Origin of the sequence: Aquirhabdus sp., assembly GCF_046462495.1 — a bacterium.
Taxonomy (GTDB): Bacteria; Pseudomonadota; Gammaproteobacteria; order Pseudomonadales; family Moraxellaceae; genus Aquirhabdus.
The window spans coordinates 434,200-445,989 of record NZ_JBKGVE010000012.1 but is presented as its reverse complement, the minus strand read 5'-3'; the positions used below and the strand labels follow the sequence as shown (position 1 = coordinate 445,989).

The window sequence follows — 11,790 nt, the reverse complement described above, 5'->3', positions numbered from 1 at the left end:
GCGCGATGAAGGACGTTATTCAGCCATCAGGTCAAGATGAATCAAACACATCACAAGAACAAGCACTCCAGCAACTGGCTTCGGAATTACGCCGTCCCCCACAGAGTTTGTCTGCTTTTTCCCATCTATCAACAGAGCAACTAACTTGGCTCAGTACGCAAGTCGCTAAGGTCTGTGCGAATGAGGATGAGAAGCTCAATAAGGCGCTACATCAGGCGATTCCCTGGTTATTGCGCCCCTTGCTTTTGCGACGACTTGTGAAGAGTCCAGCAAGTCGGAGATCGTCATGAGCCTTCTTGCTGCCCAAGCTGAACTGCATAAACTCGCCGACAAACTCGATGTTCCTGTGGATGAGATCCGCTTTTTGACAGACATTCCCCCTGAAGCATTACGTCATTTAAGAACAGCTCTTACTGATCGTGTCTTCGATCAGCAGCGTCCATTATTCCGCTGGTTTGCGGCATGGGTACGCTGGTTTCCCGTTTTACTCTCGGTCCTCTTAGTTCGTTTCTGGATTGGGGCAACCCTTGCCACACGGGTGGCGAGTGAATTGCCTGCTTGGCGCGTTGCAGATATAGCCAAGCATCTCTCGGCCGAATTTATGGCTGATGTGGCCATGGGCTTTGATCCTCGAGTCGCACGAGAGTTAGTCCGTTTATTACCGGTTGCCCAGATCGTAGAAATCTCGGAAGTCTTGCTGAAACGTCGTGACTTTATGACGATGGGTCGGTTTGTGGGGCTCCTGCCTGATCAGGTTGTGCGTGAAGTTGCTGCCTCGATTGAGGATGAAGGCGATTTACTGGAGATCGTTTTTAATGTCGAATCCCGTGAGCGGATTGATCATTTGGTGCATGTGCTGCCCCCTGAACGTATTCGCCTGACGATCCTGATCGTTTGCGATGTTTCTAAACGTCTGCTTTGGCCTAAGCTCTTGGCTCTAGTGACCAATGTCAGCGATAGTATGAAACGTGAGCTGGGGGATTTTGCCGCCAGCCAAGGTGAGGATGTGCTGGAAGCCATTATTCGTGCAGCTGATGAGGATGGCTTGTGGGAGGATATTTTACCGGTTGTCGCGTGTTTATCTTTACCTGTTCAACAGCGTGTCGTGAACCTACCTGCATTGCATGCCCCACTGGTGATGCAGCATATTCTGGATGCTGCGAATCGTGAAGAGCTATGGACTGATATGTTGACACTCGCCGCCAATATGAATGATGCGGGTCGTGATGCGGTTGCCGATGCGATGACGTGGGTTGATGATTCGGTACTTGAGCGTGTGGCCTATGCTGCTTTGCTGCGCGCGCAGTGGGGGACAGCATTGGATGTAGTACGCCGTTTGCCTGTCGAGTGGCATGAGCGCTGTGTACAGGTTTTGGCAAAATATACGGATACCTTAGATCCTGAGACCGCCAATCAGATTCGATCAGATCTTGCCTTGTATGGGATTACCCAGCCAGTAAGCCAGCTTGCTTAGATCTGATATTTGGATTAGCGAGGCAAGGTATCCCGAATTGGAGTTAGGAGTTCCAGTCCGTATTGATAGCCCCGTTCAATGAGTTCATCTAAGCGGTGCCAATCAAACATGCCGATATCAGCTATTGGCATTCGTAAGTAAATATCAGCATTTGAAATCGATGACATTTGAATCGTGGTGTCACTGGCCAGAGTCGCTGTACGCATCAGAATCTCGGACAAGCTTGGCGCACGTTTGGTGCCTTTCCAGTTTAAAAGCGCCATTTGATCCGGTTCTTCTTCACCTGCACCTGGTGCACGTATATCGCCATTCATACTGACATTACTGGCGATAATAATGCCACGTTCCAAGTTGCGCATCACATCTGTGGGCAGGTTGTTTACGACACCGCCATCACACAATAAATCTCCATGCCATGCGACAGGTGGGGCAACGCCCGGCACACTCATACTGGTGCCGACCCATGTGGCCAAGGTTCCACGGTCATGAATCATCGGATTGCCCGTGGTGAGGTTGGTCGAGATGCAATAAAACGTACGGCGTAATTCTTCAATACGGCGATGACCAAATACCGACATGAGGCGTTTATGAAAACGTGCCCCCCGAATTAAAGAGACTTTGGGGACGGTATAGTCGTTAAGATAATTCCGAGCAACAAAGGTCTCATGAGCAATATGGCTCATCTCAACACTATCAAAGCCACAAGCGACAAGGGCCGAGACAAATGCGCCCATACTGGTCCCACCCACGATATCGACAGGGATCTGGAGCTGCTCCAACGCGCGAATCAGTCCGATATGAGCAAACCCCCTCGCGCCACCACCACCTAAGACGAGTCCTACGCCTTGTCCTGAAATTTGCCGTGCTAATGCGCTGATATCAGCATTCGCCCATGGATGAACAAAGTAGTGCGCGCGCGCTCCAGTTTCTTCCCGCCACGCCAGAGTATGCGGAGAGGGATCACCTTCTGATCTCAGCAGCACCAGCTCAATCGGTGCAATCAACCCACTGCGATGCAGTGCATCAAGCACAGGGACATTTTCTGGCAGCCGTGTTGCTTCGGCCAGAATTAGGATCCGATCGGCTTGGTGTAAGCAGCGTAATGACCAAGGATCACGGTCGTTGTCCGCCGCATAGAGGACGTAGTGATGACGCTCTTCCAGGGATGCTAACCACTCACGAAGATGAAGATCATTGGCACTTTCATCAAGTGGTGTTTGTGCAACGCCATCGCCAAAAATGGAATCGACATGAGCTGCAGTGATGAGACGGGTTTCCGGCCAGCCATCCAGATGCTCGACTAAGGCTTCGGCAAGTTGAATCGCGGATACCCCGGATGATGCGGGAATGACTGCCAATGTTCCGCCGAAATCACGTTTTTTGGCAGCTTTTGGATTATTGTTCTGATTATAAAAATGACGACTACGATTAATAACGAGGCGGGTTAAATCGAGCAGGGAGGCAGCATTGATCTGAATGAAATTCAAGAATTCCGATGCCCCAAAACGCAATAGTAAGCTGTCCCGAACGGCATAGACGGAGGTATTACGCACCTCACCGACAATGACATCCATTTCCCCAATTGGTTGGTGTCGTCCCACATAACCTAGCATGACATCCAAGAGACTAACGCGTAGTCGACCGTGTAACACCACGTAAAAATAAAGAGAAGGATCACCCTTTAAATAGAGTGCATCACCGGTATTGAGCTGGAGCGGCTCAGCGCAGTGCGCGAGGGATTGCAGTGCGGTATCTGAAAGTTTGGCGAAGATAGAAACCTGCGCAAGTGCAGCAAGGATATTGATCGGTTTGTGGGGGATTTTAAAGTCTACGGTCATGATGCATGTCTCCAAGCGCGGATAGGGCGTAGAGTCATTTGAATTATTATTTTACCTGCGATCTTTGAGGATAAAAGCCGTTTCATCTTCCTCACCTGCGCATAAAGTATTCATTCATAGAGTGTGTTGCTTATGCGGTAAAGTCAATATCATTTAGCAAGGTTTCACTTCAGTTCATGAATGAAAAAGTGAATCGATCAGGAGTCCATGGATGGGTGGTCAAAGCACACTTCTTTATTCAATTAAAATATAAGCAAGTTAATTTTTATTGTTTCTTTAAATAAGTAAACAGGATTAGCATATCTATTATCAAGGTTAAAGCGCATTTTTACTGTTTTATAAAAACGACTAAAACAGGGTGTACTGCTTTAAATCCCATGTTTTAAGTGATGGAGTAAATGAACATGAATGCATCCGTATCTAAAGAAATTCAACAAGCACAAGAACAATTACAGACATCATCAAATTCCGAACACCAGGCAGCCACGACTTTAAGTGCTGTGCAAATTCAAGCCATTCTTGATCGAGCTAAACAATATGCGCTTGATGAAGAGTTGGACTTTGCAGGTGGCGTGCCACCAAAAGATGCATGGGCATTGGTGAGAGCCGGGGCTGCCGTATTGGTTGATGTGCGTTCAAACGAGGAACGTAAGTTTGTCGGCCATGTGCCGGCTGGAGAGCATGTCGCTTGGGCAACAGGAACATCGTTAAATCGTAACCCACGTTTTGTCAAAGAGCTAGAAATCAAACTCAAGAATAATAAGGAACAAGTCGTTGTCTTGTTGTGCCGCAGTGGTAAACGCTCAGCATTGGCAGCCGAAGCTGCGGCAAAAGCTGGCTTCACTCAAGTTTATAATATTCTTGAAGGATTTGAAGGGGAACTAAATGAACAGCAACAGCGCGGGGATGTGGGCGGCTGGCGTCATGCAGCTTTGCCTTGGGTACAAGATTAATCTTTGTTCTGAAGATCGTTTAAATCGAGAATAACTTCTTACAAAATAGGACTGCTGACCGACAACAGTTCTATAAATATTATTTCTAATGGCCCATTCTTTCAGTTAATGTAGACCATATCTCAAATTAGATGCTTGCCTCGTCGGGCTTAGAAGTTGTAACAGGAGTTCGCACCATGAGCCAGCCAGTTGTGCCAGCCGCCAATCAATCCCATCAGTTTTCTACAACCACAACGTCCACCAAAGCAAATGCGGATACGCCACATTGGCCGTTAGAGCGCATTGTTAGTGAACTGCGTGCTGAGCGTGCACGCTGGCGTGAGTCGCAAAAGCGTACACGTGAGTTTGGTGGGCGCGAGCTGCCTTCTAGAGAGACACTGCGTGAGATTGTGGAGGCATTAAGTGGCGCGCTTTTCCCGATGCGACTAGGGCCTGCTGATCTCCGTCAGGAAGGGGAAGACTACTATATAGGCTATACGCTGGATTCTGCACTTAACGCATTACATGAACAAGTGCGTTTAGCGCTGTATTACGAAGCCCGTTATCGGGCTTCTGCGACACAGGCGGATAGCCATGCCGAGCCGGCAACATCTGTAATTGAACAACATGCTGTTGAAATTGTACGGGCTTTTTCTTTGGCACTCCCTAAAGTCCGCCGTTTGCTTGATAGTGATGTGCAAGCCGCCTATGACGGTGACCCCGCCGCACGCAGCGTAGATGAAGTATTGCTCTGCTATCCCGGAGTCCTCGCCATTATTTATTACCGTCTTGCCCATGAGTTATATACGCAAGGCGTGCCGCTGCTTGCTCGGATTATCTCAGAGCTGGCCCACTCAACAACGGGTATCGATATTCATCCAGGCGCCAAAATTGAAGCGGGTTTTTTTATCGATCATGGCACTGGCGTGGTGATTGGTGAAACTGCGGTGATTGGTCAACACGTTCGTTTATATCAAGCCGTCACCTTAGGCGCAAAGCGCTTTGAAGTGGCTGAAGATGGCACTTTGCAGAAAGACTATGCGCGTCATCCGATTGTTGAGGATGATGTCATTATCTATGCGGGTGCGACCATTCTTGGAAGGATCACCATCGGAAAGGGCTCAACAGTTGGCGGGAATGTCTGGCTGACACGCAGTGTCCCACCGAATAGCCATATCACCCAGCAAGACGCATCGCATCAGAAAGTTTGATGTATTGTGATCAAAACGTCATACATTTTACGTATATGTAAGGCAAGAATTATTAAAATGGCTTTTGCTCAAAGTGAGTGGGTTACCGTTTATATTCCTTTATGAAGAAATGGCTTGTTTTTGGTTATTTTAAAATCAAAAGCATTATAAGTATTCTTGAATTTGAATGACTTATCTGTTTTTTATATAAGTTATTCATATTTTGTGATGAAGGTTTTTCCGTTAGGCTAGAGTCGATCTGAAAAAATAGTTTTCTACTTGGTTTGTTTGAGACGCGTCGTTTGTTTTAACGTTTTTAATCACAGGAGCCAGTCATGGCGAAGAATCAGGATTTACCACACGCACAGGCGCTTGGCGATAATGCAGCCCGCCAGCTTGCCAATGCAACCAAAACAGCCCCGCAACTGTCGACGATTACGCCACGTTGGCTGGTGCATTTGTTGCAATGGTTACCTGTAGAAGCAGGTATCTATCGCGTCAACCGCGTCAGCAATGCGGATGACATCCAAATCGCCTGTACTCAGCGTGACGAGTCACAATTACCACAAACGTTTGTGGATTATGACACTGCACCGCGTGAATACTTTTTGAATGGCGTTTCGACTGTTCTTGATGTTCATACGCGTGTATCTGATTTGTACAGCAGCCCACACGATCAAATTCGTGAACAACTGCGCTTGACGATTGAAACCATCAAAGAGCGTCAAGAAAGCGAGTTGATCAATAACCCAGAATACGGTCTATTGGCAAGTGTTGCTGATTCCCAACGTATTTCAACGTTAACCGGTGCGCCAACACCAGATGATCTTGATGATTTGATCGGTAAAGTGTGGAAAGAGCCCGGTTTCTTCTTGGCACATCCTGCTGCAATCACTGCATTTGGCCGTGAATGTACCCGTCGCGGTGTGCCGCCACCAACAGTCAGCTTATTCGGCTCACAGTTCATTACTTGGCGCGGTCTACCATTAATCCCATCGGACAAAATCCCTGTGGAAGATGGCAAAACAAAAATTCTGCTGATCCGTGTGGGTGAGAAGCGTCAAGGTGTAGTCGGCCTGTTCCAACCTGGCTTAGCTGGCGAACAAGCACCAGGCTTATCTGTGCGTTTTATGGGAATTAACCGAAGTGCAATCGCATCCTATTTGATTTCGCTGTATTGCTCGCTGGCGGTGCTGACTGAAGATGCGTTGGCGGTTCTCGAAGACGTGGAGATTGGCAAATATCATGACTACTCAGACAAGTACAAGTAATAGCGTGACAGGACTCTCTCCTGAAACAGCTGGCTTGCCTGATGAAGCAACATTGAGTCGAATCGCCAGTGCGCTTTTTCAAGCGCTACCCGGTGAGAAACCCAATTTTGATTTGCCTGCAAGTCCGCCGCAACCGGCCGATCCATTTTTGGCTCTCGGCGGTCGTGCACCTGCGCTTGCAACAGGTCGTGCATTGAATCCAGAGATTCCGCACAATGTGCCGAATCTGCCGGATTCACCTGAGAAAAAAACGGCTTCATTGCCTGGTGTAGGGGGTGCGAATTATCCGCAAGTCCCTTATTCGCCAGTCACTCCTGAGATAGCAACCTTGACGCCAACTCTGCCGGTATTGGTGGGTTCACCGTCTCCAAGTGTTGTGGGGAATGATTCGCCGTTTTATTTTTTGCAAGGTTCTGGTGTAAGTCATGCCCCGCAACCGGTTGATCCAGCACTCGCGTTGGGTGGTCGCGCCCCCGCTGTGGCGACCTCGCAGGGCTTAAACCCAGCGGTGCCGCACAGCATTCCGACTGATCTGGATGCACCTGAACAAAAAGCGGAGTCTTTACCTGTTGTCGGTGGTGCTAGTTTTCCATCTGCACCGGCTAAAGTCCCTGCACCCGTTGCAACATCGGATGTGACGTCATTAACACCCAGTGTGCCAAGCGTTCCAGCAAATGTTGCAAGTGCGGCACCAAGCTCTGCGTTTGGTCGTGCACCGGATACGAGTGCGGCTTCTTCGCCGTTTTATTTTGTGAATGAAGGTGGTGCTCCTGTGCCACCATCTCCAACAGCCCCTGCGACGGATATCCCTGATGAAGCGCTCTTTGCGCAATCATTTGGGTTGCCTGGTGCGGATGCACTCAAAGCGCTGTTGTCAGGCAGTACGTCTAATCGTGCGGCACCTAGTGCAGCCCCATCTCCAAGTCCATCAGGGTTTTATTTCCTCGATGTACCGAGCGCAGGTTCCGCATGGCAAGATAAGCCGACCAACATTGTACCAGTCAGCAACGCTCATCAGCCTTTTGATGTGCAATCGGTACGTCGGGATTTTCCGATCCTGCAAGAGCGTGTTAATAGTCGTCCATTGGTCTGGTTTGATAATGCTGCGACCACGCATAAGCCGAAGTCGGTGATTGAGCGCGTGTCATATTTTTATGAACACGAAAACTCAAACATCCACCGTGCTGCGCATGAACTGGCGGCACGTGCAACCGATGCTTATGAGCATGCGCGTAAAACAATTGCGCGTTTCTTGGGTGCAAAGTCCGAAAGTGAAATTATTTTCGTGCGAGGTACCACCGAAGCAATCAACTTGGTTGCGAAAACGTGGGGTGTACAGAACATTGGTGCTGGTGATGAAATCATCGTCTCTAATCTGGAACATCACGCCAATATCGTGCCTTGGTTTCAATTGGCCAAGCAAGTGGGTGCCAAGCTCCGTGTGATACCTGTGGACGACAGCGGTCAAATTCGTCTTGATGAGTATCGTAAGCTGCTCAATGATCGAACAAAAATCGTTTCAATCACCCAGGTTTCTAATGCGCTCGGTACAGTCACGCCCGTTGCTGAGGTAATTGCTCTTGCTCATCAGGTCGGCGCGAAAGTACTGGTCGATGGTGCACAGTCGGTTGCACATTTACGTGTAGATGTGCAGGCCTTGGATGCAGACTTTTTTGTGTTCTCAGGTCATAAAATCTTTGGTCCTACGGGGATTGGCGTTGTTTACGGCAAGGCGGACTTGCTGGAAAAAATGCCTCCTTGGCAGGGCGGCGGAAATATGATCCAAGACGTGACCTTTGAGCAAATCATTTTTCAACCTGCGCCAAATAAGTTTGAAGCAGGGACTGGAAATATTGCAGATGCGGTCGGTCTGGGTGCAGCGATTGAATATGTCGAAAGCCTAGGTTTAGATAATATTGCCCGTTACGAGCATGATTTGCTTGAATATGGTCAGCATGGTCTCAGCAGTGTTTCAGGCTTGCGCTTGATCGGTACTGCACGTGAGAAAGCCAGTGTCATGTCTTTCACACTGGAAGGTTATGAGAATGAAGAAGTTGGCAAGGCACTAAATAAAGAAGGTATTGCGGTTCGTACCGGACACCATTGTGCTCAACCGATTCTCAGACGTTTTGGTGTTGAGACTACGGTTCGTCCTTCACTCGCGTTTTATAACACGACTGAGGAGATTGACTTGCTGGTTTCAATCCTGCATCAGCTACGTCGTGCACGCAGTATTCGTCGATAAGTTTTATAAAATCGGTTGCTGTAAAAAAGCCACTGAGCATTCGCTCAGTGGCTTTTTATTATGCTGAAGTTTCATTGGCTACTTCGGTAGCCAGCAATCAATCAAGCCTAGAATGGCGATTCAAGTGGAGTGCTTGGACTCACCTTGGTCGAGGAAGGTTGTTGAGGTGTGTGTTTAGGTGCCGCAGATTCTGCAGTCTTAGACTCCACAAGATCGGCAATACTGTCAGATGATGTAGAAGTCGAATCTGTCGTGGAATCAGATTCAGTATCGATCACTTTCTTTTTACGAGGCTTAATTGCGCCTGACGAGTTGCTACTATTCGGGTTACCTGGATCTTTATCAATCCAGCTTTCTGGCGTATTGGCAAGCGCTTTGGCCATATATTCGCTCCAAATCGGCAAGGCCGCAACACCCCCAAATTCTTTACGTCCCAATGTGCGGGGTTGGTCGAAACCGACCCATGCAACCGCGACGAGTGTTGGATTGAAACCAGAGAACCACGCGTCTTTGGCATCATTGGTTGTTCCTGTTTTACCGCCGATGTCGTTTCGACCGAGTTTCATCGCTGCGTAACCAGTACCGTGCTGAATCACGTCGCGCAAAATGCTGGCCATGTCGTAGGCTGTTTTAGCGGTCAACACACGTTCGGCACGACGATAATTCGCAGGTTCTGGCGTGGTTGCAGGTGAAGATGCCGGATTGCCTGTAGAATTGATGCTGCCATCCGGGTTACTAGTCAGCACCGTAGGCGCTGCACTGCTTGCATCGGATTGCACGCTACTTGCATCCGTTTGGTCTTGCTGATCTGGATTGTTGGCTGCGTCGCAACTGCGGCAAACGCGAACCGGGTCGGCTTTGAAAAGTACATCTCCTTTAAAGCTTTCGACACGTTCAATAAAGTAAGGCTGGATACGATAACCGCCATTGGCAAAAGCGGCATAACCCGTGGCCACTTGGATCGGCAAGGCTTGTGCTGCCCCTAAAGCCAGAGCTAGGTTCTTCGGCAGTTTGTCTTCCATAAAACCAAAGTGCGTCAAATGCTCAACGGCTTTATTGATCCCAACCGCTTGTAATAAGCGAACGGAAACCAGATTTCGCGATAGATACAATGCCCGGCGCAACGTAATGGGTCCCATGAACTTGCCATCGGAGTTTTGTGGACGCCAATTGCCGACCTGAAGGGGCGCGTCATTGATAATGCTATAAGGCGTGAAACCGCGCTCTAAGGCTAATGAATAGATAAAGGGCTTGATATTAGAGCCGGGTTGTCTCCAGCCCTGCATACTGCGGTTAAAGTTGCTTCTTGCAAAGTCATATCCCCCAACAACGGCTTGAATAGCACCATCATTCGGGTCTAGAGAGACAAGCTGTGCTTCGGCTGCAGGAATCTGCGTCAGTGTCCAGTTGATCCGTGACCACGAGGCTTTAGACAGATCTAGTTTGGGTTGGGCAGGTTCTTCTGTTTTGGTTTTCTTGGAATCTGGTGCTGGATCATCAAGATCAGCAGATGCATCAGAGTCATTCGTCTTGGCGGATGATTTATTCTGCGCATTCACGTACTGCTGGATTTGATCTGCGGTGAGGTCGGCTGGACGCACACGAATAATGTCGTTCATATGAACAATTTCAGCTGCATTACTGGGTGCACCACCGACACGATCTGTCGAATAATATTTTCTTGCCCATGACATCCCGCTCCACGGTACCGTGACGGTCAATCCATTGCTAAAAACAGCATCAAAACTTTGTTTAGACACCTTAGTGACCTGTACAGGCCACATATTATTTATCACATAATGATCCGCAAGGGGCTTAGTATTGGATTCTGCACCACGCCAGCCGTGGCGATGATCATATGCCTCCAGCCCTTTATGAACAGCATCTTCAGCCATTTTTTGGCGATCAGATGGGATCGTGGTGTAAACGCGATAACCGGAGTTGAGTACATCTTCACCAAATTCTTCGACCATGGCACTGCGGACCATTTCAGCTACATAAGGCATGTCAACATCAAGACGTTTGGTATTGGCGCTGTAGTTGAGCGCAAGAGGGGCGTTAATATTTTCTTGATATTGGGCCTGGCTAATAAATCCCAGTTGCAGCATGCGTCCAATAATCCAGTTACGTCGTTCGATCGCGCGATCTGGGTCATTGACAGGATTGTATTTGGTCGGTGCTTTAGGCAGTCCTGCAATCATGGCCATTTCTGCAATGGTCAGGTCTTTTAAAGGCTTGTGGTAATAGACTTTTGCTGCTGCGGCAATACCGTATGCATGTTGTCCTAAAAAGATCTTGTTAACGTAGAGTGTAAAAATTTCTTGTTTATTCAGGTTTTGCTCAATCTTTCGGGCTAGAAAGATTTCGGTTAATTTTCGTTTGAGGGTGCGTTCTGGACTTAAATAAAAGTTCTTGGCAACTTGCATGGTGATGGTTGAACCACCAGATTGTCCGCTACCACTTTGCATTGCTTCGGTCACTGCACGGCCTAGCCCCTTAAAACTTACACCGTTATGGGTGAAAAAAGAGGAGTCTTCCGCTGCTAGAAAAGCATTGACCATGAGTGGCGGGATTTCATCATAGGTGACAGGACGCGATATCTTTTCACCGAATTCACCAATCAATTTATTGTCTTTTGAATAGACTTGCAGAGGAATCGCGACAGGCGCTGACTTGAGCTGAGCGATGTCTGGCAAGCTTGGAGCAATAAAGAGATAGAGCCCATAAAATCCAATGGGAAGAGCCAATAGGAGCACGAGTAAGAGTGCAAATAGTGGGTGGATTCGGCCTGCGCAAGATAGCTTTTTCATGACAAGTGAGTTTTAATGCCTTAAGTCAAG

At 48.4% G+C, this 11,790-nt stretch carries 8 protein-coding genes; 6 read left to right on the top strand and 2 right to left on the bottom strand.

Going from position 1 to position 11,790, the window contains the following annotated elements; all coding sequences use genetic code 11:
- The first annotated feature begins 5 nt into the window (after positions 1-5).
- Positions 6-290 carry a hypothetical protein gene (locus ACLHG7_RS16335; RefSeq protein WP_410212017.1) on the top strand — a complete coding sequence of 95 codons (285 nt, stop codon included), beginning with the start codon at positions 6-8 and terminating at the stop codon, positions 288-290.
- Positions 287-1,474 (top strand): hypothetical protein, encoded by a 1,188-nt coding sequence (locus ACLHG7_RS16330; RefSeq protein WP_410212016.1) that lies wholly within the window; start codon positions 287-289, stop codon positions 1,472-1,474. Before ACLHG7_RS16335 ends, ACLHG7_RS16330 begins: the two co-directional genes overlap by 4 nt.
- A gap of 14 nt (positions 1,475-1,488) precedes the next feature.
- Here ACLHG7_RS16330 and ACLHG7_RS16325 read toward each other — a convergent pair whose 3' ends face one another.
- A complete protein-coding gene (locus ACLHG7_RS16325) occupies positions 1,489-3,279 on the bottom strand; it encodes a patatin-like phospholipase family protein (protein ID WP_410212059.1) in 1,791 nt (596 codons plus the stop codon).
- A gap of 437 nt (positions 3,280-3,716) precedes the next feature.
- Here ACLHG7_RS16325 and ACLHG7_RS16320 point away from each other — a divergent pair, with 437 nt between their 5' ends.
- The 4 genes from ACLHG7_RS16320 (at position 3,717) to ACLHG7_RS16305 (ending at position 8,950) form a co-directional block, all read left to right on the top strand.
- Positions 3,717-4,265 (top strand): rhodanese-like domain-containing protein, encoded by a 549-nt coding sequence (locus tag ACLHG7_RS16320; protein ID WP_410212015.1) that lies wholly within the window; start codon positions 3,717-3,719, stop codon positions 4,263-4,265.
- A 176-nt stretch (positions 4,266-4,441) separates the two neighbouring features.
- Positions 4,442-5,455, top strand: a complete 1,014-nt coding sequence (gene epsC / locus ACLHG7_RS16315; protein ID WP_410212014.1) for a serine O-acetyltransferase EpsC — start codon at positions 4,442-4,444, stop codon at positions 5,453-5,455.
- Positions 5,456-5,769: 314 nt separating this feature from the next.
- On the top strand, positions 5,770-6,705 hold the full coding sequence (locus ACLHG7_RS16310; protein WP_410212013.1) for a family 2A encapsulin nanocompartment shell protein: 936 nt from the start codon (positions 5,770-5,772) through the stop codon (positions 6,703-6,705).
- Positions 6,680-8,950: a family 2A encapsulin nanocompartment cargo protein cysteine desulfurase gene (locus ACLHG7_RS16305; RefSeq protein WP_410212012.1), complete on the top strand. Its 2,271-nt coding sequence runs from the start codon at positions 6,680-6,682 to the stop codon at positions 8,948-8,950. The genes ACLHG7_RS16310 and ACLHG7_RS16305 overlap by 26 nt, the downstream gene beginning before the upstream one ends.
- Positions 8,951-9,057: 107 nt before the next feature.
- Here the strand turns inward: ACLHG7_RS16305 and ACLHG7_RS16300 are convergent, their stop codons facing one another.
- Positions 9,058-11,760, bottom strand: a complete 2,703-nt coding sequence (locus ACLHG7_RS16300) for a penicillin-binding protein 1A (protein ID WP_410212011.1) — start codon at positions 11,758-11,760, stop codon at positions 9,058-9,060.
- Positions 11,761-11,790: the final 30 nt, after the last annotated feature.

Coding starts and splice junctions, on each gene's coding strand:
- ACLHG7_RS16335 (WP_410212017.1), top strand. CDS start 6: ATGAAGGACGTTATTCAGCCATCAGGTCAAGATGAATCAAACACATCA.
- ACLHG7_RS16330 (WP_410212016.1), top strand. CDS start 287: ATGAGCCTTCTTGCTGCCCAAGCTGAACTGCATAAACTCGCCGACAAA.
- ACLHG7_RS16320 (WP_410212015.1), top strand. CDS start 3,717: ATGAATGCATCCGTATCTAAAGAAATTCAACAAGCACAAGAACAATTA.
- epsC (WP_410212014.1), top strand. CDS start 4,442: ATGAGCCAGCCAGTTGTGCCAGCCGCCAATCAATCCCATCAGTTTTCT.
- ACLHG7_RS16310 (WP_410212013.1), top strand. CDS start 5,770: ATGGCGAAGAATCAGGATTTACCACACGCACAGGCGCTTGGCGATAAT.
- ACLHG7_RS16305 (WP_410212012.1), top strand. CDS start 6,680: ATGACTACTCAGACAAGTACAAGTAATAGCGTGACAGGACTCTCTCCT.
- ACLHG7_RS16300 (WP_410212011.1), bottom strand. CDS start 11,760: ATGAAAAAGCTATCTTGCGCAGGCCGAATCCACCCACTATTTGCACTC.